This window comes from Nocardia sp. NPDC050175 (genome assembly GCF_044459885.1).
GTDB lineage: Bacteria > Actinomycetota > Actinomycetes > Mycobacteriales > Mycobacteriaceae > Nocardia.
This window is the reverse complement of the sequence record NZ_JBITJI010000004.1, coordinates 1-24546: the sequence shown is the minus strand read 5'-3', so window position 1 is coordinate 24546 and position 24546 is coordinate 1. Positions and strand designations below refer to the sequence as shown.

The window sequence follows — 24546 nt, the reverse complement described above, 5'->3', positions numbered from 1 at the left end:
TCGGGGGACAGCGAACTTCCCACTGATATTACATACTTGTGTCAATTGACGAAGCGCTGTAATACTGATTCATGGCCACCCACGCGGTAACAAACCAGGTTCCCCCGCTCGTCGACTACGACGCCGCCGAGCAGCCGGTGCTGCTCGAGGCGCTGCACCGCGCGGGCGCGGAACACGCCCTCGACGAGCTGCACGAGATCGGACGGCTGGCGGGCAGTGCCGACGCCATCGAGCTCGGTGATCTCGCCGAGGCACATCCGCCCACGCTGAAGACGCACGACCGTTATGGCAACCGGATCGACGAGGTCGTGTACGACCCCAGTTATCACCGGTTGATGACCCACGCGGTCGGCTTCGGTCTGCACGGCGCGGTGTGGGCGGACACCCGGCCGAATCCGCATCTGACGCGGGCCGCGAAATTGAGCGTGTGGGGCCCGGTCGACGCCGGCCACGGCTGCCCGATCTCGATGACCTACGCCGTTGTCCCGGCCCTGCGCGCGGCACCCGAACTCGCCGCACAGTACGAACCCCTGTTGTGCGCAAAGGAATACGATCCTGTTCTGCGTGCGCCGCTGACCAAGCGCGGGTTGATCGCCGGAATGTCGATGACCGAAAAGCAAGGCGGCTCCGATGTTCGGGCCAATACCACCGCCGCCACCCCGATGTCCGACGGAACCTACCGGATCACCGGGCACAAGTGGTTCACCTCCGCGCCGATGTCGGATGTGTTCCTGGTGCTCGCGCAGGCGCCCGGCGGGCTTTCCTGCTTCTTCGTCCCGCGCGTGCTGCCCGACGGCACCCGCAATACCTTTGCGCTGCAACGGCTCAAGGACAAACTGGGTAATCACTCCAATGCCAGCAGCGAGGTCGAATACGACAACACCGTCGGCTGGCTGGTCGGTGACGAAGGCCGCGGCGTGCCGACGATTATCGAAATGGTGAATCTGACCCGGCTGGACTGCACCATCGGCACCGCCACCGCGATGCGCACCGGTGTCGCCGCGGCCGCGCATCATGCCGCACACCGCACGGCTTTCGGTGCGACGCTGGCGGATCAGCCGTTGATGCGCAATGTGCTCGCCGATCTCGCGATCGAGGCGGAGGCGGCTACGACGGTCGCAATGTGGCTCGCGGACCTTACCGATCGGGCGACCGCCGGGGCGGACGGCGCCGACCAGTTGCGCCGAATCACGTTGGCGGTGAGCAAATATTATGTGTGTAAGCGCGGCCCGATCCACGCCGCCGAGGCGCTGGAATGCTTGGGCGGCAACGGTTATGTCGAAGAATCGCGGATGCCGCGGCTCTATCGGGAGGCGCCGTTGATGTCGGTCTGGGAGGGGTCGGGCAATGTCGCCGCGCTCGATACGCTGCGCGCGATGGCCAAACAACCGGAAACCCTCGGCGCCTTTTTCGACGAAGTCAAACGCGCCGCCGGTGCCGACACCCACCTCGACGCCGCGATCGTCCGGCTCGAACAGCAATTCGGTGATTTCGACACCATCCAGCATCGCGCCCGCCGCATCGTCGGCGATATGGCGCAGGTACTTCAGGCGTCGCTGCTCGTTCGCTACGGTCATCCCGCGGTGGCGGATGCGTTCACCGTCAGCAGGCTCGGCGGTGAACACGGCGACGTTTTCGGCACCCTACCGACAGGTATCGATACGGCCGCGATCATTCAACGCGCCACGCCCAAGACGGGCTAGGAGAAACCGACCGGCACACTTCTTCGGATGGCCTTACACATCCGATGTGACGAGCAGCTGCTCCGCGAATGCCATGAATTCGGTTCGGAACGCCGCGTATTCGGCGCGCAGCGCTGACCCTGGCCAGTCGGCGGGCAGCAGCGGATCGGGTAGCAGCGGGTCATCGAGAATATGCCGCACCGCCGCTGCCGCCACCTCGAACCGCGCCCGCAACGACGACGAACTCGCGAACTCGTGCAGCAGCCGTTGCGCGTCGCGAGCCCAAAGTTGTGGTGCGAAAAGGGTTTCCGCCATCGCGACCGGCGCATCCTGCGGCACCGCGGTGAACACCGAAACTCGCCGACTTGCCTCCGGCCCGAGAACGATCTCGATGTTCGCGGGCCGGGTCCACACACCCTCACGTAATTCGCCGAGTTTGCGGGCGCGCATCGTGTCGCGGAAAGCGGTCCGGGCGGGCGCATCGTCGCCGACGGTCGTCACCACCGCCAAAAACCATGCGCCGTCCCAGGTTTTCACCACGGGGCTCACCGCGGCGTCCTGTCTGCGCTGTCGCTCGATCAGCCGATCCGAGAGCCGATACACGCCATTCGCGCGTTCCAGATCACCCATGGCCACCATCCGGGTGAGCGCGACCCGCACGGCCGATTGCTGCAGGCCGAGTTCCTCGGCCACCGAAACGATCCAGCTGACCGGCGCCTCCGCCGGATGCGCGCCGAGCAACGCACTCAGAATTGCCGACCGAGCGGTCAGCTTCCGCACGCGCATCGCCACACATCCCCGTCCTATCCGAGTCACCGCCTGCCGAACTCCGGCGGTCGAACCCGAAATTCTACCGACGAGCTCGCCACCACCCGCCGCGCGACATCGCCCGCCCGAAGTCCGCGGCGAGGGCCGTGAACTGGCGATGTGTCCGGCCGGGACACGAATCCCGTGGTACGGCTAGTTCGCGTTGTTATATGCCGCGACAATGTCGGCGGGGATCCGGCCACGGGTCGATACGTTGTGCCCGTGCTTCCTTGCCCATTCGCGGATCGCGGCTGTTTGCTCGCGATCGGTCGCGGAAGTCGCTTTGCCGGTGCCTTTCCGCTTGGCCCGACCCGTCTTGCGCGCCTTTTCCGCCCACGGCTCGAGCGTCACCCGCAGCTTGCCCGCGTTCTTGGTGGACAGATCGATCTCGTAGGCCACGCCATCGATCGAAAATTGAACTGTTTCATTCGCTTTCGACTTGCCGTCGTAGTCGTCGACCAGGGTGACGGTGACTTTCTTGGCCATGGGATGCGTCCTTCGTGTAGTCACGAGTAATTGCTCGAAATACTAATACCGTATCTTATCGAACTCGGCGAGGAGAAAAGGACTGTGCCGCACGATCAAGTGCACAACCATCCGATTCCGGACTCAGCGCAGCGATTCTGCCGCCGTCGCGGCTATCGCCGAGGCGACGGCGCTCAATGCCGGTGAGTCGAGCCGCCATTGCTGCCAGTACAGCGGGACATCGATGAATGCCGCGCCGTCGATGGCCACCAGCTCGGCACTTCGGAAATTGCGTATTTGCAGGTCCGGCAGCATGCCCCAGCCCAATCCGAGCCGAACCGCCGCGAGGAAACCGGCGGAAGAAGGGACATAATGCCGTGGCGGATCCAGCGGTTGCCTACTGCGGCGGCGCAGGTGACGGTCTTGCAGATCGTCTTTGCGGTCGAATAGAACCACCGGTGCCGCGGCATAAGACTTGGCGGTGGCGCCGTCGCCGAACCAGGTGCGCGCGAAGCGCGGTTCGGCCATCGGGCGGTAGCGCATCGCGCCGAGTCGTTCGACTTTGCAGCCCTGCACCGGGGTGGACGTGGCGGTGATCGCCGCCATCACCGTGCCGTCGCGCAGCAGCCGGGTGGTGTGTTCCTCGTCCTCGCGGTGAATATCGAAGCAGACGCCCGGCGGTGCCGCGGCCAGCGCGGGCAGCACCCAGGTTTCCAGTGAATCGGCGTTGACCGCGATGGGCAGTCGAGCCGGGCGATGCGCCTCGCCGAGTTCGGTGGCGGTGTCACCGGCGAGCAGCTCGATCTGCCGGGCCAGCCGCAGCACCGCGAGCCCGGATTCGGTGGCGCACACCGGTTTTGTGCGCTGCACCAAGACGCGACCGGCCGCGTCCTCCAGCGCTTTGATGCGTTGGCTGATCGCGGACGGGGTGATCCGCAAGCTCTTCGCGGCGGCATCGAAGGTGCCCTCGGTGATCGCCGCATTCAATGCGCGAAGCTGATCCAGCTGGAGATCCATGTTAAGGAATCGTAATGGTAGTGCAGAAACTTTAGTTTGCCTTGAGATAATGCCGTGCTTAGCGTCGATGGGCATGGAAGTGTCTTCGGCCGCCCTGGCGGCCCTGTCCGGTCTCGGTTTCGGGCTCTCGCTGATTGTCGCCATCGGCGCGCAGAACGCGTACGTGCTGCGCCAGGGGGTGCGCGGACAGCACGTCTTCGCGGTGGTGGCGGTGTGCGCGCTGTCGGACATCGTGCTGATCGCCGCGGGCGTCGGGGGATTCGGGGTTGTCGTCCAATCGGCGCCCGTCGTGGTCACGGTGGTGCGGTACGCGGGTGCTGCGTTCCTGCTCGGCTACGCCGTGCTCGCGGCCCGCCGGGCTCTCGCATCGACCGCGTTGATCGTCGGGTCAGCGGGCACGACGGTCGCGCTCGGGGCCACCGTCGCCACCACGCTGGCGCTTACCTGGCTGAATCCGCACGTCTACCTGGACACCCTGGTCCTGCTCGGCTCCCTCGCCAGCACCTACGCCACCCCCGACCGCTGGTTCCTCGGCGCGGGCGCGATGCTCGGCAGCATCGTCTGGTTTACCGCGCTCGGTTACGGTGCCCGGCGACTCGGCCCGCTGTTCGCCCGTCCCGTCGCCTGGCGCGTGCTGGATTCCGCTATCGCCGTGGTGATGACGCTGTTGGGTCTTGGCTTGTTGCTCGCGGGTCCCTCGATGTGACGTCGAAACCTGTTGGTTTTCACTGTTCCAGGCCCGTGGACAAGTGAAATCCGAGCTCGGTCAGCGGAAAACTCGAATGTTGCCACGGTGCGGTATCGAGTGTTGTTCGGCGAGAACGGGGTTGGCTGCACCGGCGGCGTGACGGGAGACACAGCCCGCATTGCGTCCGGTGCTGATTGGGGTCGGGGGACCCGGGTATGCGGCGAATGACCGACCAGACCCGAGTTGGAGGAGTTCTTCATGACCAAGGACCACAGCGGACCGCGCGAGGCCGTCGAGGGCGTCGTCGAAGACGTCAAGGGCAAGGCCAAGGAAGCCGCGGGCATTGTCACCGGGAACGAAGGCCTGAAGAGCGAGGGCCGCGCCCAGCAGGACAAGGCCGAATCCGAGCGTGAGGCAGCCAAGAAGGAGGCCGAGGCGGAGAAGGCACGCGCCGAGGCCACCCTGAACGAGGCTCGCCAGAGTGCTTACGAGAGCGGCAAGGAATCCTAGTCGCCAGAGCTTGCGGCGGCGCGGGGACGATCATTCGTCCCCGCGCCGCCGATTTATGTTGCGCTGCGGAACATTTGGGCCGCCTGCTCTCGCTCGGCGAGGATCTGGCGTCGTCGCTCGGCCATCGCGGCGGCCGGTGAGCCGCCGGAGGTGAGGGCCGCGGCGAGGGCCGCCGCGTCCTCGATGGCGTCGCGGGCGCCGACACCGCGGCCGGGGTGATCGCGTGATCGGCGTCGCCGCACAGGATTACCGGAGTCTGCGGCGGGCGCGCGTCGGCGAGCGGCACGGTGCGCGCGTTGGAGACGTGCACGGTGGTGGTGGCGGCCAGCATGGTCTCGACGAGTTCAGGGATCGCGGTGGCACCGGCGAGAATTGGCTTTGCCCACCCATCGAGGGGCTGAGATCCGATGTCCGGCATGGCAAGTGGGCCGCGCGTGAGACGGGTGAACCACACCGAGATCTCGGAGTTCCAGAAGTGGCCGTAGGTGCTGGCCGGTCTGCCGTTGTCGTCGAGTTGGCGGTGGAAGTGCAGCACGGACGGGTCGGTGTCCGGCTGGATCGGCCGATCGGTGATGCCGTAAATGATGATCTGACCGGAGTATTCGGCGGTGCGCTCGGGTTCGAGGCGACACCGGGCGAGGGAGTCGATGCCGTCGGCGGCGATGATCACGTCGTCGGCCGGTACCGGGTTGTCGCCGCTGAAGAGCGTCCCCTCGGTGCTGTTCAGGTCGGTGATCGGGGTGGCGTAGTGCAGCTCGGCCGTTGTGCCGGTGGCGAATTCGGTCAGTGCCCGCATGAGCTCGGCGCGCAGGTACAGCCTGCGCTCCGTACGGGAATCGCTGCGTATTACGCCCGAATGGTCGGCAGCGCGCAGCTCGGTCAGCGGATGCGACGCCGCGTGCAGCCGATCGATCCCGACGCCCAGCCGGGACAACGCGGCATGCGCCCGATCGTCCAGTGCCAGAAAGTGTCCCGCGCCGACGACCGGTTGACTCTCATAGACCGTGACCGGCCGGTTGTCCCGCGCGAGCGCGCCGGCCAGCAAGGTACCCGCGATTCCACCGCCGATGATCGTGACCATGCCTCCACCTTAGGTCCCACCATCGGGGCGCGGTGGTGTCCCGCAACCCGATGGTGGGCGCCCCGGTGGCGATCAGCAGTCGGTCGGTGCCGGTACGCCGCGGAACCGTTCGTCGATCCAGGACATCGCGGCAGGTGCGCCGAGCACCGCGGTGGTCAGGTGGTCCGGGCTCGGGAACAACTCGGATTGCACGCGCACCCCGGCCGCGCAGTACCGCCGCACGGTGTTGTCGATCGAGGCCACCGGAATCAGCGCGTCCTCCTGCGAACGCCATTGGTAGATCGGCATTTTCGGCACGCCGTCGAAGAGCTCCAGGCTGTTTTCCTCCAGTACCGAGCGTGCGCTCGGATCGTCGGCGAGCGAGGTGGAGCTGGCCACGTCCAGCACGTTGTGCCCGGCACCGGCCGCCAGGATCTCGTTGGTGCAGCCGTTGGCGATCTGATCGCGGGTCGCCCGGCCGAAATCGTTGAGGCTGTCGCTGATCGGCAGCCGCGTCGGATACTCCCGCTCGAGCCCGATGGCCGCCGCCAGCGCGAGCCCGAACGCCGGATGCCTGGAGTAGCCGAGTCCCTCGGTCATCTTCACCAGGTTCATCGGGACACCACCCTCGGCCGCGCCGACGATGTCGAGTTCCGGTGCGTAGGTGGGTGCCAGCGCGGCCGCCCACCCCGTTGCCATGCCGCCGCCGGAGTAGCCGAACATCGCGACCGGGCTCTTCGCGACGCCGAGCTGCGCGACCTGGCGGGCCGCGCGAATGCCATCGAGGGTGATCATGCCGCCCAGCTTGGCCGCCCCGTAGGCGCTGGTCGGTCCGAGATGATCGGGCAGCGCCACCGACCAGCCGCGCAGCAGCACCGTGTTGAGCGCGGGTGCCTCGCGGACAGCGAGATTCGGGTCGCCGGTGTACAGCACCCGCGAGACGGCGCACTGGGTGCCGAGGCCGTTGATGATGTGCTGATAGGACAGCAGCGGGCCGCCGGGGGCATGGTCGTGCGGGGTCAGCACGGTGGTGGTGGCGGCGATCGGATTGCCCGCCGAATTGGTGGATCGGAACTTGATCATGGTGACCGTGGTTCCGGGAAATCCGATCAGCCCGGGCATCGGCCGAACGGCGAGCACGTCACCGGGTTTCGCCCGATCGAGGTCGGGCGGTTGCGCGTAGAAGGGGTCGGGGTCCGGCGTGGGATAGATCGGTTGTGCCGCAGCGGTACCCGGCACGACGGCCACGTGTGCGACCGATATCAGCAGGGCGACAACGGCGAGCGCGGGGCGGATGTGTCGAAGCATGGCGATGAGCGACTCCCATTCATCACGACATTCACGGGGATTGTTGGGCATGTGGAAAGTCGAATAATCCGAAAATTGGCCGTGAATAATCGCCCGGCCGGTGTTCGGACGAGCGACACGATATGGGAAAAAGGGAATGGCCAGAGGGAGCCGCGCCGTGCGGGCCCGGCGATCCGCGGCGGGGCGGCGCGGCATCGCCGCGTGGTTGCCGTCGCGCCGGTTACGGTGGTTCGGTGATGCTGCTCGTTGTCGGCCTTGTCCTGCTCGGTGTGTTCCTGCTGAGGTTCCGTCAGGATCGGCGGCGGCTGAGCAACGGCGTGTTTCTGCTGCTCGGACTGGCTTTCACCGGTGTATGGGTGATCGGGTCGGGCGCGCAGGGTGATCTGCCGGTGGTGCTGGCGGGCCTGCTCGTGCTGCTTTCGCCGCTGCTCGTGCTGGTGCTCGCCGGGTTGCTGATGGTCAACGGTGTGCAGATGATTCGCCGGGAAGGACTGCGGATCGCGAATCTGCTTCCGCTCGGACTCGGGGTCGCGCTGCTGGTGCCCTATGTGTTGCTCGCGGTGGCAATTTTCACCGGCGATATCTGGTCCGTCGTGATTTTGGCGTCGGTGACCATGGCGGTGAGCTACGCCGGATTCTTGTTCGCCAGCTTCCTGCTGTATTCGTTGTTCTACGGATCGCTGCCTTATCGGCCGGGCATGGACGCGATCGTCGTGCACGGCTCGGGTCTGGTCGGCGCGCGGGTGCCGCCGCTGCTGGCCAGCCGCCTGGACCGGGCCATCGAGGTGTATCGCGCCGAGCTCGCGGCGGGGCGCAGGCCACTGCTGATCACCAGCGGCGGTAAGGGTTCCGACGAAGCCGTGTCGGAGGCCGCGGCGATGGCGGGCTACCTCGTCGACCAGGGTGTGCCCGCGGACAGCGTTGTGCTGGAGGACCGTTCGACGACCACCCGGGAAAACCTGCTCTACACCAAGCGGTTACTGGGCGAGCGCGGTGAATCCACTCGAATGGTGTTGGTGACGAGCAACTTCCATATCCTGCGCACGGCGATCCTGGCCCGGCGCCTCGACCTGGACGCCGAGGTGACCGGTGCGCGGACCGCCTTCTACTACCTGCCCTCCGCGATTCTGCGTGAGTTCGCCGCGGTCGTCGTGGCCTACAAATGGATCAACGTGATCGCCTGTCTCGCGTTGATGGCATTGCCGGTACTCGCGCTCGTGCTGACCCGCGACCTGCCGCATCACTACGGCGACTGAGGTCAGCGCCTAGCGGCTATTCGAAGGTCTTGTGCGGAATGCCGACCGTGAGGCCGCCGTCGATGACGAATTCGGCGCCGGTCGAATACGAGGATTCGTCGCTGGCCAGGAAGGTGATCAGCGCGGCGACCTCGGACGACTCGGCGGCCCGGCCCAGCGGGATCTGCAGGAAGTCCGCCGGAATGCCTTCGGTCATCGGCGTGCTGATCAGGCCGGGGTGGACCGAGTTGACCCGAATCTTGTGCTGCGCCAACTCGAGTGCCGTCGACTTGGTCAGGCCGCGGACCGCGAATTTGCTCGCGACGTAGCCGTGCAGGCCGGGGCTGCCGCGCAGGCCTTCGACGGAGGAGATGTTGATGATCGAGCCGCCGCCCGCCTCGATCATCGCCGGGGTGGCGGCCTGCATGCCGAGAAACGTGCCGGTGAGGTTGATGTCGATGATCCGCTGCCATTCGGCCAGTTCGAAGTCGACGAGCAGGTTGCCGTTCGCGATGCCCGCATTGTTCACCAGCACGTTGAGCGAGCCGAACCGCTGCACCGCCTCGGCGACCGCGCCCTGCCATTCGGCGGGCTCGCGCACGTCGAGGTGCACGTAGGCGGCGGCGTCGCCCAATTCCTTGGCGACCGCGGCGCCTTCCTCGTCGAGCACGTCACCGAGCACCACGCGGGCGTCCTCGGCCACCATGGCCTTGGCGTGTGCCGCGCCCATGCCGCGGGCCCCGCCGCTGATCAACGCCACCTTGCCGGTCAACCGCCCCATCGAGGCACCTCCGTCTTTCGTTTGTCCACGCCAACGTACTGGAACACGTTACAGAAATGTGCCGAATTTGATGTTGGCCTCGCGTCCGATGGTGCCACATGGGCGCTGCTGCCGGGGGAATGTCGTTGCAGGCCAGTGGCTTCGGGAAGGCACGCCCGCGGCGCGGGAGGCGGTTTCTGATTCCGCGCCGCGAGCGCCCTTAGCATATATTGTCTCAGACAGTAGGTGCGCGCTTTTGGTGATCGGGTATCGGCCGAATGCTCTCGCCCCGGTAGGCCGCTCGATTTAGGGTTTCTTGTATGAGTGAGCCCACCATTTTCACCATGGCATCGCTGCGGAAGGCCGCGGGTACCGACCTCGGCGTGAGCGGCTGGATCGAGATCGGTCAGGACCGCATCACCGCGTTCGCCGAGGCCACCGAGGATCGGCAGTGGATCCACATCGATCCGCAACGCGCGGCCGACGGGCCTTACGGTACGACCATCGCGCACGGATACCTGACGCTGTCGCTGCTCCCGGCGATCATGCGGGAGGTATTCGACATCGCCGACGCGAGCGCGCGGATCAATTACGGCCTCAACAAGGTTCGGTTTCCGTCGCCGGTGCCCGCCGGCTCCCGCATTCGCGGCCGGGCCACGATCGTCAGCGTCGACGAGGTGCCCGGGGGGCTGCAGGTCGTGATCGCGACGGTTATCGAGGGGGAGGGTTCCGACAAGCCTGCCTGCATCGCCGAATCGATCGTCCGCGCGCTGGCATAGGCCTTCGCTCGGCCGTCCGGCCGTCGTGATGCGGCGCGCTATGGCATCATCGTGTAGAACACGTTCTAATTCTGTCCGCGATTCGCGGGAGGCGCACGATGACGAACTCACCATCCTCGGCGGCGCTACGTCGCTTCGCCAGGCGGGTGCCGGACATCGCCGAGTTGCCCGGCGGGCGGCTGGTCGAGTTGCCCAGGCGGGGTCGCACCTATGTGGTCGACATCGCCGGACCAGCGGGCGCGCCCGCGCTGGTCCTGTTGCACGGCACCGGATGTACCGCCTACCTGAACTGGTTTCCGGCGCTGGCGCCGCTGGCCGAGCGGTACCGGGTGATCCTGTTCGACCAGCGCTGGCACGGACGGGGGATCCGCTCCGAGCGCTTCTCCGTGGACGACTGCGCCGACGACGTCGTCGCCGTGCTCGATGCGCTCGGCGTGGAACAGGCCGTGTGCGCGGGATACTCGTTGGGTGGAGTGGTGAGTCTGGCAGCAGCGCACCGGCATCCGGATCGAGTGAGCGGACTTGTGCTGTGCTCCACGCCGTATCGGTTCCAGGAAAAGTGGCGCGAGCGTGCCTTCCATCGGGCATTCGGGGCATTCGCCGAGGCGGTCGGGCCGTATTCCTTCCGGCGCATCGAGGAATTCGCCGGACGGCTGCCGGAGCTGCCGGAAATCGCCTGGGCGCCGGGACGATTGGATCGGTGGGCGCTCACCGAACTGCGCAGTACCAGCGGGTGGGCGATCACCCAGGTGATCGGCGAGGTCGGCCGGTTCGATGCGACGGACTGGTTGTCGAGCCTGAAAATGCCGACCGCCGTGGTCATTACGACGCAGGATCGGGCCATTCCGGTCTACCGGCAATTGGAGATGGCGACCATGATCCCCGGGGCGAGCATTCATCTGATCAAGGGCGGGCATGCGGCCTGCGTACTGGAGGCCGATCTCTTCGTGCCCGCGTTGCTCGAAGCCTGTGCGGCGGTCGCCGCGAGATTGTGAGTCCTGTTCGGCGGCAGTGGCGAACAGGGCTTAACTGCGGATCACCCTAATTTTCTGGCGGCGGAAAGTAATTCGTCGACTACGCCGGGGACTGCGTCGGCGAGCGCGGAGATGTCGGGCACCAGTTCCTTGCAGGCGATGAAGCCGAAGTCCAGGTCGTCATTGTTCGAAATCACGGTCACCGTGAGTCCCGCGCCGTGGAAGACCGGACCGAACGGATACATCCCGTCCACCCGAACACCGAGAAAGTACAGCGGCATCGGCGGGCCGGGCACATTCGACACCACCAGGTTGTGCACCACCGGATGCCGCTCGGCCAGCTTCAGCGACGAGTACACCCGGGCTGCGAGCTGAAAGGTGTTCGGCGGGGCATACTTCGACCAATCCTGCAGGAAGTCGGCGCCGATGAGATCGTGTTCCGCCTTGGCGCCGCGGTTGTCCTCGGCCACCTGCAGCAGGCGTTGCACCGGATCCTCGACATCGGTGCCGAGCCGGGCGAACAGCGTGGACACCTTGTTGATGCCCGCGGTGTGCCGCGACGATTCGTGCACGGAGACCGGCACCGAGGCGACCAGCGAGCGATCCGGCAGCTCGTCGTGCTTCTCCAGGTAAGTCCGCAGCACCCCGGCGACGACGGTCAGCACCACGTCGTTGATCTTCACGCCGAACGCGGACTTGATCTCCTTGATGGCGCCGAGTTCGGTCTCGGTGAACGCGACCGCGCGATGCGGGGTGATGGCCAGGTTGAACAGGGTGCGCGGTGCGGAGAACGGCAATGCCATGCCTGCCTTGTCATTACGCCGCCGGTTCGCGAAACCGGCCACCAGGCCGAGGGTTTTCGGCACCATGCCGACGATGCCGGCCTTGGTCGGGAACTTGACCACCGCCTTGGCCAGCAATTGCCAATCGTTCGGGCGCGCTTCCGGCCGCCAGTCCGCGGCGGGCGGGGTCTTGGCCGCATGCGGTTCCAGATCGCACAGGTGCATCATCATGTTCGTGCCGGTGATGCCGTCCACCGCGGCGTGGTGGTATTTGCAGATCACCGCGACCTTGCCGTCGTCGAGGCCCTCCACCACCGACATCTCCCAGAGCGGGCGGTCGCGGTCCATCGGACGGCTGGCGATATCGCCGACCAGTTCGGCCAGCTCGCGGCGGCCCGCCGGGGCCGCGATGCCGATGCGCCGAATGTGATAGTCCAGGTCGAAGTTCTGATCCTCCACCCAGACCGGGTGATCGAGATTGAACGGCACCTCGTAGACGCGGCGGCGCATTTGGGGAATCAGGGGTAGCCGCCTGCCTAGTTCGGCCTTGAATTTCTCGAAAGAATAGTCCGCTGAACTGGGGTCGAGGATCAGCAGCGCACACACGTGCAGGTGCTGGGTCCCGGTTTCCAAGTAGAGAAAGCTGGCATCCAATCCGGTTAGTCGCTCCATAGCGAAAGCCTACTAGAACGAGTTCTAGTTATTGGGTGAACGGGAGCGGAGTGGGTCACAGTGGAGCGTCCTATTGTCAAGTGGGCTAACGGCATTGAGGGTGGCTGTGGAGACGGCGGTCTGTGTCCGAATGTGGGCCGAAATGCCTGGTTGAGCCGTTGTGGATCTTTATGTAACTCAGAGTTGCATGTATGTGTATGATGATTGCTACGGCCATGCAGGAAGGCGCGCGACGACGCAGTCGTGAGAGGAGTACCGATGAAGCTACTTCGTAGAGGTGAGCGACGACCGGACATAGATCCGGGCGAGGTGGCGTTGCACGCACGCAACGTGCAGTTCCAGTGGGCTGATACTCCGCTGCACTGGATGGCGTCGGAGCCGATCGCCTCGCACCTGATCAACTCGCTGAACCTGCTGCTGCCCGAGGGCGAGCGCATGTTCTGTGCCACCTACACCGAGGCGCTGCCGTTCGTGAAGGACGACAAGCTGCGTGAGGCGATGCTCGGCTTCATCGGCCAGGAGTCCATGCACGCCGAGACGCACGACAAGGTACTCACCGAGGTGCTCGCCGCGCACGGGATCGACCCGGACCCCTATCTGCGGCAGGCCGAATATCTGTTCCGGAAGACGCTGGGCCCCAGGGACAACGAGGGTGTCGCGCAGCGTCAGACGCTGGTCGAGCGGCTGGCCTTCATCGCCTGCCTCGAGCATTTCTTCGCCTACCTCGGCGACTGGGTGCTCAACGCGGACTTGGAGAAGTTCGACGCCGACCCGCGGATCGCGGATCTGTTCCGTTGGCACGGGGCCGAGGAAGTCGAGCATCGGCATGTTGCCCACGACGTGTCCGTCTACTTCGGTGTCGGTTATGTGCGGCGCGTGGCGATCATGACGCTGACCTTCCCGATCTTCATCACCCTGGTGGTGCGCGGCACCAAATTCATGGTGCACCAGGACCCCGCGCTGCCCGACCTCGGCTACCCGCGGCTGATCAAGCGCGTGTTCGGGGCCATGTGGCGCGGTGCGCTGCCCGGCGTGCCATCGCTGCTGTGGAGTGCGCTGTCGACCCTCAAGCCCGGCTACGACCCCGAGTCGGTCGGGTCGACCGCGCAGGCGGTGGCATACCTCGCGAAGTCGCCTGCCGCGCAAGCGATTGCGTCGTGAACCTACGCCCTGTCCCGGAGCAACTGCCCGCGGATCTGTTCGGCAAGCGTGATCAGGACCGCGCGGTGCGCGTGCTCGACGCGGTCGCCTCGGCGCGGTTGAAATGGACCACCATGATCAACCGGCGCGATCTCGCGCCGCGGGTGGACGACCATCGGCTGGCACTGGTGGTGACCGAGCGGCGGATCGAGGCGCACGATCAGGACGTGGTGAGCCTGCGACTCGAGGCACCGGATCGGCGGGAACTGCCGCCGTGGCGGCCGGGCGCGCATCTCGATCTCGAGCTGCCGTCGGGACGGCTGCGGCAGTACTCGCTGTGCGGTGATCCGGCCGACACCCGCGCCTATCGGGTTGCGGTGCGGCGCATTCCGGACGGGCTCGGTGGTTCGGTGGAGGTGCATGACGCGCTGCCGATCGGCGCGCCGATCACCGTGCGCGGGCCGCGCAATGCCTTCCCGTTCGCCGTGCCGGGCCACGGATCACCCGCTGCCCGTTTGCATTTCATCGCGGGTGGCATCGGGATCACGCCGATCCTGCCGATGGCCAGGTTGGCGCGGCGGCTCGGTATCGAGTGGTCGATGGTGTACACCGGGCGTAACCGCGACACCATTCCATTCCTCGACGAGATCGCCGGATTCGGCGACCGGGTCACCGTGCGCACCGACGACGAGCACGGCCTGCCCGACGCGGCCGCACTGTTGCCAGGGGTTACGGCTGACACCGCCGTCTACTGCTGCGGTCCGGTGCCGATGACCACCGCCGTCGCCGCCGCGGTGCGCGAAATGCCCGGGGTGGAACTGCATTCCGAGCGGTTCTCGCCGCCGCCGATCGTGAACGGCGTGCCGTTCGAGATCCAATTCGCGTCTACCGGTGAGGTGGTCGAGGTGGCGGCGGATCGTTCCGCGCTCGACACTATCCTGGCGGCGCGACCGGACCGTCCCTACTCGTGCCGTCAGGGCTTCTGCCGCACCTGCAAGGTGCGAGTGCTCTCCGGCGAACCCGAGCATCGCGAAACCGTGCTCACCGCAGCCGAACACGAGGCGGGCGAGATGCTCGTCTGCGTATCCCGTTCGCCCGGTGGGCGACTGGTGCTCGATCTGTAACCACGACCTCTGGTCAGCAAGGAGAAACCGATGACGACCATCGAACCAACCGAGTTGGTGGCCGCCGAGCGGACGGTGCGCAACGGCGAATTCGAGCTCGCCGTCTACGAATACGGCGATCCGACCGCGGAAACCGTGGTGCTGGTACATGGCTGGCCCGACACCCATCACCTCTGGGACGCGGTGGTGCCGCTGCTCGCGCAGCGCTTCCACGTCGTCAGCTACGACACCCGCGGGCACGGGCGCTCGACCAGGACCCGGCGCACCGAGGACTTCCGGCTCGACGCGCTGGCCGGCGACTTCTTCGCCGTCGTCGACGCGGTCAGCCCGGACCGGCCGGTGCATGTGCTCGCGCACGACTGGGGTTCGGTGCAGGTGTGGGAGGCGGTGTGCGAGCCGAGGGCGGCCGCGCAGGTCGCGTCGTTCACCTCGGTATCGGGGCCGAACCTGGACCACATCGCGAACTGGATGCGCGACAGGCTGTCCCGGCCGACGCCGCGCAACATCTGGCAGCCGTTGACGCAGACGCTGTCCTCGGCCTACACGTTCTTCTTCATGACGCCGGGGCTGCCGCGCGCGGTGTTCGGCCTGCTCGGCACCGAGCGGCGGTGGCAACGGGTCGTCTCGATCATGAACGAGACACCGCCCGCGAATGTCACGCTCGGCCCGACCTTCCAGCAGGACATGGTCGACGGCCTGCTGATCTACCGGGCGAACATCGTGCAGCGCTTGCTTTCACCGCGGGATCGGCACACCGAGGTGCCGGTGCAGTTGATCGTCGCGGGTCGCGACGTCGCGGTCCGGCCCGCCGGATACGACGACGAGCGCAAGTGGGTGCAGCGGCTGTGGCGTCGCGATGTGCCCGCAGGGCACTGGATGCCGTTCTCCCATCCCGAATTACTGGCCACCGCGACCACCGAACTGATCGACACGATCAACGGCGGGACCGCGCCGCGTGGGCTGCGACGGGCCGAAGTCGGCCGCAGCGCAAGGCGGTTCGAGGACCAGCTGGTGGTGATCACCGGCGGCGGCAGCGGCATCGGTCGCGAGACGGCGCTGGCCCTCGCGCGGCGTGGCGCCGAAATCGTGCTCTCCGACATCGATCTCGACTCGGCCAAGGAGACCGCCGAGCTGATCGCCGCCGAACACGGGGTGGCGCATCCGTATCAGCTCGATGTATCCGACGCGGACGCGGTCACGGCGCACGCCGAGATCGTGCTGGAAACCCATGGCGTGCCGGACATTCTGATCAACAACGCCGGAATCGGCCAGGCCGGTGGGTTCTTCGACACCTCGGCGGCGGAATTCGACCGGGTCATGCGGATCAACCTGGGCGGCGTGCTGAACGGCTGCCGGGCCTTCGGATCCGCGATGGCCGAGCGCGGTCTGGGCGGGCACATCGTCAACCTGTCCAGCATGGCGGCCTACAGTCCGCAGCAGGGGTTCAGCGCGTACTCCACCAGCAAGTCGGCGGTGTTCATGTTCTCCGACTGCCTGCGCGCGGAACTGGCCGGTCGCGGGATCTCGGTGCACACCATCTGCCCCGGCATCGTGCACACCAATATCGTTGCCACCACCCGGTTCTCGGGTGTCAGTGCCGAGGAGGAGAAGGCCAAGCAGCAGCGCTACGACAACCTCTACCGCAAGCGCAGCTACGGGCCGGAGAAGGTGGCCGAGCAGATCGTGCGGGCCGTGGAGAAGGACCGCAGCATCGTGCCGGTGACACCGGAGGCGCGGTTGCAGTACCACTTCAGCAGGCTCGCACCTGCGGTCGGGCGGTTCGTCGCGGCGCGGGTGAAGCTCACCTAGTCCGACCGGGTGCGCAGGTCGGCCTCGATGGCCGCGACGCGCTCGGCGTCGACGCCCCACGGGTGTTCGACGCCGACCCGGCGGTCCAGGTCCCACAGCAGGCAGGACTCGTCTGGCTCGGCGACCAGTGCCCAGGCCACTACGGTGCGGCCTAGCTGCTCGCCCATCGAACCGTGCGAATCCTTCGGCGGCCCAGCACCTTCCGGGAAATGGTGGAGGAAGCGGCCGTAGGCGGTGGCGCAAAACTCGGCGTAGCGCTCGGTGCAGAGAATGAACCCGTGCCAGGCCTCGTCTACGGCGTGTGAGGGCATGCCGATGACCTGTCCGTCACGCATGGCCGCGCCGCAGCAGCGCAACCATTGGCGCAGGCCGATTTCCACGAGCTCGCGCGGTTGCCACGGGGAGGTCTTGTAAACGGCCTCGGGCAGCTCCAAGGCGGCGACGGTGAAGTTGACCGTCGCGAGGTCGATGGCGCGCGGCCGGGATCTGCGGAAGCTGAAAGACGGCACAGTTCACTGTACGCAGGCGTGGCGGGCCGTTACGGTTCCTGGATGGGTGACGTGTTCTATTTTCTGATCGGCATGGTGGGGTTGCTGCTGATCATCTCTACGCCGTTCATCATCATCGGCGTGCTCGTCAGGCTGTTTCGGCGCAACGGGCGGATTCCACCCAACGGGGGTCGGCGCGGCGGCGATCCGCGACGTCTATACGGCGGCGGTTACGACAGCTCGGAGCCGTATTGGGCGGCCGGTGCCGCCGGGTACGCCGGTACGGACTCCGGTTCGTCGAGCAGTGGGGATTCGGGGAGGGGCGGCGGGCACCACCATCATCACGGTGGTGGTCACCATGACAGCGGTGGCAGTAGCTGCGGTGGTGGGAGCAGCAGCAGCAGTTGCAGCGGCGGCAGTAGCAGTAGTAGTTGCGGGGGCGGCAGCAGTTCCAGCTGTGGCGGTGGGAGTAGTAGCAGCAGCTGTGGCGGCGGCAGTTCCTGACGGTTGCCTTACGCGCACAGCATAATCGACTTGACCTCAATAACAGTTCAGGTTCCATGCTGGTCTCTGTCAGACGAAACAGGGCAGCGATGGAGGATGGTCATGCGGGCTGTGCAGGCAATGGAATTCGGTGGACCCGAGGTGCTTTCGGTGCGTGAGGTGCCGGAGCCGGTCGCCGGGGCGGGCGAGGTCGTGGTGGAGGTGGCCGCCGCGGATGTGATGTTCCTGGACACTCGCCTGCGCAGCGGCTGGGGCGGTGAGTATTTCAAGTTGGCGACGCCGTACGTGCCGGGTGGTGCCGTCGCCGGAGTGATCAGCGCGGTGGGTGCCGGTGTCGATTCGTCCTGGGTCGGTAGGCGCGTCACCACATCGACGGCGGCAAGCAAGGTCGGTGGTGGTCAGCCGATCGGTGGTTACGCCGAAAAGGCCTTGGCCAAGGTCGAATCGCTCACTGCCGTGCCCGAGGAGTTGAGCCTGTCGCAGGCCGTGGCGCTGGCGCACGATGGCCGGATGGCTTTTGCGGTGTTCGATCGGGCCGCGATTCAAGCGGGGGAGTGGGTGCTGATCACCGCGGCCGGTGGTGGCTTGGGCACCTTGCTGATTCAGCTCGCCCGTGCGGCCGGCGCGCACGTCGTCGCTGCGGCCCGGGGACGTACGAAGCTGGAACTCGCCCAGCGGCTGGGTGCCGACGCCGTGGTGGACTACTCCGAACCCGGCTGGTCGGACAAGGCCCGAGCGGCGACCGGTGGCGCGGGCGTCAACGTAGTGCTGGACGGTGCGGGCGGCGCGTTGGGTGTGGCCGCGCTCGACGCTGCGGCGGATAGCAGCCGGTTCTTCGGATATGGCGCCTCCGCAGGAGAATTCGCCGCGTTGGACACCGCAGCGGCGTCGGCGCGCGGTATCACCGTCTACGCGCTGTTCGATATCACCGACGCCAGCACGGATTGGCCCGCGCTGGCCGAGCGCTCCCTCGCCGAGGCCGCAGCCGGGCGGCTGGAAGTGGTGATCGGCCAAACCTTTCCGCTCGACGACGCCGAAAGTGCGCACGCCGCCATCGAATCCAGGACCGCGGTCGGCCGCACCCTGCTGACCGTGGGTTCTACCGTCTGAGACCGTTCGGTCGAGCACCTAGCGGGCACCCTGGCTCGGCGCTAGGGTGCCCTGGGTGGAGACTCTGATCGTTGTTGGTGTGGTTCTCGTAGTGCTCGCCCTCGTCATCCTTGTCGTGCAAATCGCCAGCAGACCCCCGGCCGACGAGAGACGTTGGGACAGGGACGATCCTGACGACTACGACGGCCACTGGGATGACCGCGACGACTACGACGAGCGGGACTGACCCGGCTCAGCCGACCGGCGTCAGCACCACCACGGGGATGGGCCGCTCGGTCATCTTCTGATAGGCGCTGTAACGCCCCTTGTTGATCTTATCGACGATCGCGAACCGGCGGGCATAGTCCGCATCCTCCGGATAAGTCGGCCGCGCGACCACCGCAATCGTGCGCCGCCCGATCTGAATCTCACACTCCGGCTTGGCTTTCACATTCGCCAGCCACCCCGGCGGCCGCGGCGACCCACCATTGGACGCCGTCACCAAGTAGTCCGCCCCATCCTCCCCATACGTCAGCGCCGACGTGCGCGCCTGCCCCGTCTTGCGCCCCACCGTCCGCAGCAGCAACGTCGGATTGCCGAACAACACCCGATGCCCCACCAACCCGCCGCTGTTCTCGTACACCCACTGATGCACCTTCAGCACATTCGCGAACACACTCGACATGGTCGACCCTCCAGATCGGTTGCCGGACGCCCAACCCTAACCGCCACCCCGGGTCCAACTGGTGCAAGCCCCACCCCAGCCGGTAGCATCCCCCACGCCTGCGGTTCACCCGCAGAAGAGGGGCGGTAGCTCAGTCGGTCAGAGCCGTGGACTCATAATCCATTGGTCGTGGGTTCGAGCCCCACCCGCCCCACTCCACTTATGGTGAGCCCTGTTCGCGGAGCGCGCTCACCTGGTCGCTCCGTCTGTTTTGTGGGGGCGCGGCCCCCACGCCCCGCCCGGCGGGCTTCGCCCCCGGACCCCCTCCTTCGTACGCCGGTCCTGATGCTCTTGCGGCGGGTATCTCACCACCGGATGGGCATTGCTGGAACTCGCCATCAAGATCGACGATCAACGCTGGCTATGAGCGACGCTTGGTGCCCCGCTTGGTGGCGTGCTCGTTCGAACGATGCACGCCACCAAGCATCAACGCTTCGCTCGGTTGCCGGACGCCAACAGGGCCTTCGCAGTGTTGGTGAATGTCTCGGCTTCCTTCGCACGGTGGCCGATCTCCCGAAACAGGTCCAGCGCCTGTTGGGAGAGGTCGGCGGCGCGCTCGGGATCGCCGGTTTCCAGACAGACCGCGCCGAGGTTCGCGAGTGCCTCGGCTTCGCCGAGGCGGTAGCCGGTCTCCCGGAACAAGGTCAGGGCCTGTCGGGACAGGCTTGCGGCCTGCTCGTGGTTGCCCGTTTCCCGGTGTACCGTCGCGAGGCTGTTGAGATTGGTGGCTTCGCCGAGGCGGTGGCCGATTTGCCGGAACAGGGCCAATGCGTGCCGGATGTGGTTGGCGGCCTGCTCGTGGTCCCCGATGTGGCGGCTCACGAGGCCGAGGTTGCCGAGGGCGAGGGCTTCGCCGTCGCGATTGCCGATTTCCCGGAACAGCGCCACACCACGCAGCAGCAAGTCGGTGGCCTGTCCATAGTCCCCGTTCTCGCGGTGCACGATGCCGAGCATGCTGAGCGCGCCGGCTTCGCCGAGCCGGAAGCCGTTCTCGCGGTACAGGATCAAGGCTTGCTGGATCGGGGCAGCGGCCTGCCCATAGTTGCCGGTGTCTCGGAGTGCGCTGCCGAGTCTGAACAGGGTGTTGGCCTCGCCTATCGGGTTGCCGGTTTCCTGGTACAGGGTGAGAGCCTGCCGGTACAGGTCGACTGCCTGCGCATAGTCACCGGCGTCTCGGTGTAAGCCGCCGAGGTTGGCCAGGGTGTCGGCTTCGCCTACGGGGTAGCCGGTCTCCCGGTAGATGGCGAGGGCTTGCCGGAACAGATCGGCGGGTTGTTTCCCGGTATGGCACTGCACGATGCCGAGATTGGTGAGGGCGTTGGCATGGCCGAGGCGGTTGCCGAGATAGCGCGCGGCCTCGGCGGCGCGCTGGTGCAGTCCCTCCGCCGATGACCACGGCCCGTCGCGCTCCAGCATTGCCGCCAGCGTCTCGGTCAGCTCGACCATCCGCGCCGGATCGTGTTCGGCGGTGTATTCGACGAAGACGAGCAGATTGGCTCGCTCGGTACGCATCCATGCGAGCGCGTGCACCTCGTCGTCGAATTCCCGCACCAGAGCTCCGGTCATGGTGGCGGTGTTGCTGCCGTCGGCGGGGCGTGGCCTGCGCGTCAGCCGTCGGTCCGCCGCTGTGGCGGTGCGCTGGTAATAGTCCAGCAGCCGCGGTAGCGCCTCGTTGCCGGGCGCGGCGGCGAGGGCGCGCGCGTATTCGCGTACGAGGTCGTGCAAGCGGTACCGGCCGGGTGTGGTCTCCTCGACGAGGTTGTCGGTATATAGAGCGTCGAGTTCGGTTCGGGCTTCGGTGAGCGGTACGTCATTCAGCGCGGCAACGGCATAGACGTCGAAGTCGGGGCCCGGGTGCAGTCCCAGTGTGCAGAACAGTTGTTGTCTGCCGGATGGCAGATTGTCATAGGTGGCGGTGAACGCAGCACGAACCGCGCGCTGTCCGGCATCGAGTTCACCGAGCCGATCTCGGGCGACGCGGAACTCCTCGGCCAACCCGGGGAGAGTCCACACCGGATGATGGGCGAGCCGACCGGCCAGCAGCACGATCGCCAGCGGTAGGTACCCGCACAATCGGACGATCTCGGCGACGGCGGCGATGTCGTCGCCGTGCGGGTTGCGTTGTGCCAGTTGGCAGAACAGGTCGACGGCGCTGTCGGGATCGAGGGTGTCCAGTGCCAGCGGGAGGGCGCTGTCGAGGGCGATGAGCCTGCGGCGGCTGGTGATCAAGGTCAGGCATTCCGGACCGGTGGGCAGCAACGGTTCGATCTGGTTGTGGTCGCGGGCGTCGTCGAGGATCAATAGCACCCGTTTGCTGGAGATGCGGTCGCGCCACAGGTCGCGTCGTGCTTCGAGTGCGTCGGGGATGTGGCTCGGTGCGATGCCGAGTCCGGTGAGCAGGGTGGCCAGCACATCGGCAGGATCCGCGGGCACCTGTCCGGGGGTGTGCGAGTTCAGTTCGACGAAGAATCTCCCGTCGGGAAACCGGTCTGCCAACAGATGTGCTGCGCGGGTGACAAGTGCGGTTTTCCCGACACCGGGCATGCCATCGACGGTGTGGATGGATACCAGCCGACCCGGCTGGTATCCATCCAGGATCCGTTTCAACTCGAGGTCGCGGCCGACCAAGGTTGGGATATCGCGTCGCAGTGAGGTCAGCACCGTGGGACGTACCGGCTGCGTGCTCGCCGCCTTCCACAAACGCTTCCAAGCCGACCGGTTCGACAAGATGGAGGGGACAGGACCAGATTCTTGCCGGGCCAGCGAAATCAGTGTCACCAGTACTGGATCCAGCGATTCGAACCGGGAGGGCACGTTGCGCCCGCTGCGCCAATCGCTGATGCGCTGCATCGATGAGCGCTGGTTCTGCGCCGGTGTGCGGGCGGCCTTCAGCCGTTCCTCGGTGGCGGCCGCGACTCGCTGCAGTGTGGGATTGCCTGCCGCGGCCCAGAGTTCCGCGAACCTGGTCACAAAGAGCGCTCGCGGCGAGGAGTCTTCGCCAGCACCTCCGCCCCGGCCGGTCTCCGTTCGCTCGCCACCCACAGCAACACACGATAATGGCCTCGGACCCCATGTTCGACGGGCTGCTTCCGTCCGGTGTTCTCCGGACCGGAATTTCGATCTGTGGGGGTTCGACCTGCTGATTCAGTGTGGGGAGTCGATCTCGGGCGGTAGGGCTTCGAGTGCTGCGAGATAGGTTGTCGCGGTATCGGTTTCGGAGGCGCCCAGGTGGCGGTAGAGGTCGATGGCGTGCCGCAGGTGGGTGACGGCGGTGTTGGTGTCGCCGAGGGCGGCTTGGCAGCGGGCGAGGCCTTCTGAGGCACGGGCTTGCGTAATTCGGCTGTCGATGCTGTTGGCTACGGTCGACGCGGCGGTGAACATCGGCAACGCCTCGCCGGGTTTGCCGGATGCCAACAGTGCCTTCGCGGTGTTGGCGAGTGCCTCGGCCTCGCCGAGGCGGAAGCCGGTCTCTTGGAACAAGGTCAGGGCCTGTCGGGACAGGCTTGCGGCCTGCTCGTGGTTGCCGGTTTCGTGGTAAACCGTCGCGAGGTTGTTGAGGTTGGTGGCTTCGCCGCGGCGGTGGCCGATTTCCCGGAAAATGGTCAATGCGTGCTGGATGTGGGCGGCGGCCTGCTCGTGATCTCCGATGTGGCGGCGCACGAGGCCGAGGTTGCCGAGGGCCAGGGCTTCGCCGTCGCGATTGCCGAGTTCTCGGGACAGCGCCGCACCGCGCAGCAGCAAGTCGGTGGCCTGGTCATAGTTTCCGGTCTCGCGGTGTACGGCGCCCAGGATGCCGAGTGTGCCGGCTTCGCCGAGGCGGAAGCCGTTCTCGCGGTACAGGATCAAGGCTTGCTGGAGTATGGCTGCGGCCTGCCCGTAGTCGCCGGTGTCGCGGAGTACGCGGCCGAGTTTGGCCTGGGCGTCGGCTTCGCCTAGGGGATGGCCGGTCGCCCGATACAAGGTCAAGGCCTGCTGGAGCAGCTCGACGGCCTGCCCATAGTCACCGATGTATCGGTATAAGCCGCCGAGGTTGGCCAGGGTGTCGGCTTCGCCCATGGGGTGGCCGATCGCCCGGTACCGGGCGAGGGCTTGTCGGAACAGGTCGATGGGTCGTTTCCCGGTATGGCATTGCACGATGCCGAGATTGATGAGGGCGTTGGCCTGGCCGAGGCGGTTGCCGAGGCGGTCCGCGGCCGCGGCGGCGCGCTGATGCAGCCGCACGGCCGATGACCACGGCCCGTCGCGCTCGAGCAATGCCGCCAGCACCTTGGTCAGCTCGATCATCCGCGCAGGATCGTGGTCGGCTGTGTACTCGACGCAGGCGAGCAGGTTGGCTCGTTCGGTACGCATCCACGCCAGTGCGTGCCTCTCGTCGCTGAATTCCTGGACGACGGCACCTGCCACGACGAAGCAGTCGTCGTCGGGGCGTGGCCTGCGCGTCAGCCATCGGTCCGCCGCCGCCGCGGTGCGCCTGTAGTAGTCCAGTAACCGCTCTACCGCTTCGGCGTTGCCGGATGACGCTGCCGAGGTGAGGGCGCGGATGTATTCGCGTACCAGGTCGTGCATGCAATATCGACCGAGCGTGGTCTCCTGGATGAGGTTGTCGGTGTAGAGGGCGTCGAGTTCGGTGCGGGCTTCGGTGAGCGGGATGTCGTTCAGTGCGGCGACGGCATAGACGTCGAAGTCGGTGCCGGGGTGCAGTCCCAGTGTGCGGAATACTTGTTGTCTGCTGGGTGGCAGATTGTCGTAGGAGGCGGTGAATGCGGCTCGTACCGCGCGTTGTCCGGCGTCGAGTTCGCCGAGTCGGTCTTGGGCGGTGCGGAATTCCTCGGCGAGGCCGGTGAGGGTCCAGGCGGGGTGGTGGGCGAGCCGGCCGGCGAGTAGCACGATCGCTAGCGGTAGGTGTCCGCATAATCGGACGATCTCGGC

The 24546-nt window shown here is 66.5% G+C and carries 21 protein-coding genes, 1 tRNA gene and 1 pseudogene; 12 read left to right on the top strand and 11 right to left on the bottom strand.

From position 1 onward, the window contains the following. The first annotated feature begins 71 nt into the window (after positions 1-71). The gene (locus ACIBK2_RS14560) at positions 72-1703 is read left to right on the top strand and encodes an acyl-CoA dehydrogenase family protein (RefSeq protein WP_396967301.1); all 1632 of its coding nucleotides are present in this window, start codon (positions 72-74) and stop codon (positions 1701-1703) included. A gap of 33 nt (positions 1704-1736) precedes the next feature. Here ACIBK2_RS14560 and ACIBK2_RS14555 read toward each other — a convergent pair whose 3' ends face one another. The 3 genes from ACIBK2_RS14555 to ACIBK2_RS14545 form a co-directional block, all read right to left on the bottom strand. Then, the gene (locus ACIBK2_RS14555; protein ID WP_396967299.1) at positions 1737-2468 is read right to left on the bottom strand and encodes a PaaX family transcriptional regulator C-terminal domain-containing protein; all 732 of its coding nucleotides are present in this window, start codon (positions 2466-2468) and stop codon (positions 1737-1739) included. A gap of 174 nt (positions 2469-2642) precedes the next feature. Further along, entirely contained in the window at positions 2643-2975 is a 333-nt protein-coding gene (locus tag ACIBK2_RS14550; RefSeq protein ID WP_357382689.1) for an Lsr2 family protein, read from the bottom strand. A gap of 123 nt (positions 2976-3098) precedes the next feature. Further along, positions 3099-3971 (bottom strand): LysR family transcriptional regulator ArgP, encoded by an 873-nt coding sequence (locus ACIBK2_RS14545; protein WP_396967297.1) that lies wholly within the window; start codon positions 3969-3971, stop codon positions 3099-3101. A 73-nt stretch (positions 3972-4044) separates the two neighbouring features. Between ACIBK2_RS14545 and ACIBK2_RS14540 the strand changes: the two genes are divergently transcribed. Together ACIBK2_RS14540 and ACIBK2_RS14535 are read left to right on the top strand one after the other, a co-directional pair. Continuing rightward, on the top strand, positions 4045-4677 hold the full coding sequence (locus tag ACIBK2_RS14540) for a LysE/ArgO family amino acid transporter (RefSeq protein ID WP_396967295.1): 633 nt from the start codon (positions 4045-4047) through the stop codon (positions 4675-4677). 240 nt (positions 4678-4917) lie between these two features. After that, the gene (locus ACIBK2_RS14535) at positions 4918-5169 is read left to right on the top strand and encodes a CsbD family protein (RefSeq protein ID WP_396967293.1); all 252 of its coding nucleotides are present in this window, start codon (positions 4918-4920) and stop codon (positions 5167-5169) included. 988 nt (positions 5170-6157) lie between these two features. On the opposite strand, the pseudogene ACIBK2_RS14530 reads toward ACIBK2_RS14535, so the two are convergent. Together ACIBK2_RS14530 and ACIBK2_RS14525 are read right to left on the bottom strand one after the other, a co-directional pair. Then, positions 6158-6250: pseudogene (locus ACIBK2_RS14530) on the bottom strand (NAD(P)-binding protein); the annotation flags it as partial. A 72-nt stretch (positions 6251-6322) separates the two neighbouring features. Beyond that, entirely contained in the window at positions 6323-7537 is a 1215-nt protein-coding gene (locus ACIBK2_RS14525) for a lipase family protein (protein ID WP_396968452.1), read from the bottom strand. Between the two features lie 236 nt (positions 7538-7773). On the opposite strand from ACIBK2_RS14525, the gene ACIBK2_RS14520 reads away from it, so the two are divergent. Continuing rightward, positions 7774-8793: a YdcF family protein gene (locus ACIBK2_RS14520; RefSeq protein WP_396968450.1), complete on the top strand. Its 1020-nt coding sequence runs from the start codon at positions 7774-7776 to the stop codon at positions 8791-8793. 16 nt (positions 8794-8809) lie between these two features. Here the strand turns inward: ACIBK2_RS14520 and ACIBK2_RS14515 are convergent, their stop codons facing one another. Next, positions 8810-9553, bottom strand: coding sequence for a glucose 1-dehydrogenase (locus ACIBK2_RS14515; RefSeq protein WP_379282670.1), 744 nt, complete (start codon positions 9551-9553; stop codon positions 8810-8812). A gap of 299 nt (positions 9554-9852) precedes the next feature. Here ACIBK2_RS14515 and ACIBK2_RS14510 point away from each other — a divergent pair, with 299 nt between their 5' ends. Continuing rightward, complete coding sequence (locus ACIBK2_RS14510) at positions 9853-10311, top strand: MaoC family dehydratase (protein WP_396967290.1); 459 nt, start codon at positions 9853-9855, stop codon at positions 10309-10311. 98 nt (positions 10312-10409) lie between these two features. Next, positions 10410-11306 (top strand): alpha/beta fold hydrolase, encoded by an 897-nt coding sequence (locus tag ACIBK2_RS14505; protein WP_396967288.1) that lies wholly within the window; start codon positions 10410-10412, stop codon positions 11304-11306. Between the two features lie 41 nt (positions 11307-11347). Here ACIBK2_RS14505 and ACIBK2_RS14500 read toward each other — a convergent pair whose 3' ends face one another. Next, on the bottom strand, positions 11348-12739 hold the full coding sequence (locus ACIBK2_RS14500) for a wax ester/triacylglycerol synthase family O-acyltransferase (protein ID WP_396967286.1): 1392 nt from the start codon (positions 12737-12739) through the stop codon (positions 11348-11350). A 258-nt stretch (positions 12740-12997) separates the two neighbouring features. Between ACIBK2_RS14500 and ACIBK2_RS14495 the strand changes: the two genes are divergently transcribed. From ACIBK2_RS14495 to ACIBK2_RS14485, 3 genes are read left to right on the top strand one after another with little or no spacing between them, the layout of a single operon-like run. After that, positions 12998-13900 (top strand): metal-dependent hydrolase, encoded by a 903-nt coding sequence (locus ACIBK2_RS14495; RefSeq protein WP_396967284.1) that lies wholly within the window; start codon positions 12998-13000, stop codon positions 13898-13900. Next, positions 13897-15003 carry a PDR/VanB family oxidoreductase gene (locus ACIBK2_RS14490; protein ID WP_396967282.1) on the top strand — a complete coding sequence of 369 codons (1107 nt, stop codon included), beginning with the start codon at positions 13897-13899 and terminating at the stop codon, positions 15001-15003. Before ACIBK2_RS14495 ends, ACIBK2_RS14490 begins: the two co-directional genes overlap by 4 nt. 30 nt (positions 15004-15033) lie before the next feature. Then, a complete protein-coding gene (locus tag ACIBK2_RS14485; RefSeq protein WP_396967280.1) occupies positions 15034-16812 on the top strand; it encodes an SDR family oxidoreductase in 1779 nt (592 codons plus the stop codon). Here ACIBK2_RS14485 and ACIBK2_RS14480 read toward each other — a convergent pair. Continuing rightward, entirely contained in the window at positions 16809-17321 is a 513-nt protein-coding gene (locus tag ACIBK2_RS14480) for a hypothetical protein (protein WP_396967278.1), read from the bottom strand. The genes ACIBK2_RS14485 and ACIBK2_RS14480 overlap by 4 nt on opposite strands. Before the next feature lie 585 nt (positions 17322-17906). Between ACIBK2_RS14480 and ACIBK2_RS14475 the strand changes: the two genes are divergently transcribed. Both ACIBK2_RS14475 and ACIBK2_RS14470 read left to right on the top strand, forming a co-directional pair. Next, positions 17907-18914 (top strand): zinc-binding dehydrogenase, encoded by a 1008-nt coding sequence (locus tag ACIBK2_RS14475; protein ID WP_396967276.1) that lies wholly within the window; start codon positions 17907-17909, stop codon positions 18912-18914. 55 nt (positions 18915-18969) lie between these two features. Beyond that, positions 18970-19140 (top strand): hypothetical protein, encoded by a 171-nt coding sequence (locus ACIBK2_RS14470; protein ID WP_396967274.1) that lies wholly within the window; start codon positions 18970-18972, stop codon positions 19138-19140. Positions 19141-19146: 6 nt separating this feature from the next. Here ACIBK2_RS14470 and ACIBK2_RS14465 read toward each other — a convergent pair whose 3' ends face one another. Further along, positions 19147-19578: a nitroreductase family deazaflavin-dependent oxidoreductase gene (locus ACIBK2_RS14465; RefSeq protein WP_379282680.1), complete on the bottom strand. Its 432-nt coding sequence runs from the start codon at positions 19576-19578 to the stop codon at positions 19147-19149. A 119-nt stretch (positions 19579-19697) separates the two neighbouring features. Between ACIBK2_RS14465 and ACIBK2_RS14460 the strand changes: the two genes are divergently transcribed. Next, positions 19698-19771, top strand: a tRNA-Ile gene (locus tag ACIBK2_RS14460). A gap of 272 nt (positions 19772-20043) precedes the next feature. Here the strand turns inward: ACIBK2_RS14460 and ACIBK2_RS14455 are convergent. Then, positions 20044-22587 (bottom strand): ATP-binding protein, encoded by a 2544-nt coding sequence (locus ACIBK2_RS14455; RefSeq protein WP_396967271.1) that lies wholly within the window; start codon positions 22585-22587, stop codon positions 20044-20046. Positions 22588-22761: 174 nt separating this feature from the next. After that, the coding region (locus tag ACIBK2_RS14450) for a tetratricopeptide repeat protein (RefSeq protein WP_396967269.1) at positions 22762-24546 on the bottom strand (1785 nt) is incomplete at its 5' end.

What these genes read in the sequence shown, in the direction of transcription:
- ACIBK2_RS14560 (WP_396967301.1), top strand. Translation starts at nt 72, where the DNA reads ATGGCCACCCACGCGGTAACAAACCAGGTTCCCCCGCTCGTCGACTAC.
- ACIBK2_RS14555 (WP_396967299.1), bottom strand. Translation starts at nt 2,468, where the DNA reads ATGCGCGTGCGGAAGCTGACCGCTCGGTCGGCAATTCTGAGTGCGTTG.
- ACIBK2_RS14550 (WP_357382689.1), bottom strand. Translation starts at nt 2,975, where the DNA reads ATGGCCAAGAAAGTCACCGTCACCCTGGTCGACGACTACGACGGCAAG.
- ACIBK2_RS14545 (WP_396967297.1), bottom strand. Translation starts at nt 3,971, where the DNA reads ATGGATCTCCAGCTGGATCAGCTTCGCGCATTGAATGCGGCGATCACC.
- ACIBK2_RS14540 (WP_396967295.1), top strand. Translation starts at nt 4,045, where the DNA reads ATGGAAGTGTCTTCGGCCGCCCTGGCGGCCCTGTCCGGTCTCGGTTTC.
- ACIBK2_RS14535 (WP_396967293.1), top strand. Translation starts at nt 4,918, where the DNA reads ATGACCAAGGACCACAGCGGACCGCGCGAGGCCGTCGAGGGCGTCGTC.
- ACIBK2_RS14525 (WP_396968452.1), bottom strand. Translation starts at nt 7,537, where the DNA reads ATGCTTCGACACATCCGCCCCGCGCTCGCCGTTGTCGCCCTGCTGATA.
- ACIBK2_RS14520 (WP_396968450.1), top strand. Translation starts at nt 7,774, where the DNA reads ATGCTGCTCGTTGTCGGCCTTGTCCTGCTCGGTGTGTTCCTGCTGAGG.
- ACIBK2_RS14515 (WP_379282670.1), bottom strand. Translation starts at nt 9,553, where the DNA reads ATGGGGCGGTTGACCGGCAAGGTGGCGTTGATCAGCGGCGGGGCCCGC.
- ACIBK2_RS14510 (WP_396967290.1), top strand. Translation starts at nt 9,853, where the DNA reads ATGAGTGAGCCCACCATTTTCACCATGGCATCGCTGCGGAAGGCCGCG.
- ACIBK2_RS14505 (WP_396967288.1), top strand. Translation starts at nt 10,410, where the DNA reads ATGACGAACTCACCATCCTCGGCGGCGCTACGTCGCTTCGCCAGGCGG.
- ACIBK2_RS14500 (WP_396967286.1), bottom strand. Translation starts at nt 12,739, where the DNA reads ATGGAGCGACTAACCGGATTGGATGCCAGCTTTCTCTACTTGGAAACC.
- ACIBK2_RS14495 (WP_396967284.1), top strand. Translation starts at nt 12,998, where the DNA reads ATGAAGCTACTTCGTAGAGGTGAGCGACGACCGGACATAGATCCGGGC.
- ACIBK2_RS14485 (WP_396967280.1), top strand. Translation starts at nt 15,034, where the DNA reads ATGACGACCATCGAACCAACCGAGTTGGTGGCCGCCGAGCGGACGGTG.
- ACIBK2_RS14475 (WP_396967276.1), top strand. Translation starts at nt 17,907, where the DNA reads ATGCGGGCTGTGCAGGCAATGGAATTCGGTGGACCCGAGGTGCTTTCG.
- ACIBK2_RS14465 (WP_379282680.1), bottom strand. Translation starts at nt 19,578, where the DNA reads ATGTCGAGTGTGTTCGCGAATGTGCTGAAGGTGCATCAGTGGGTGTAC.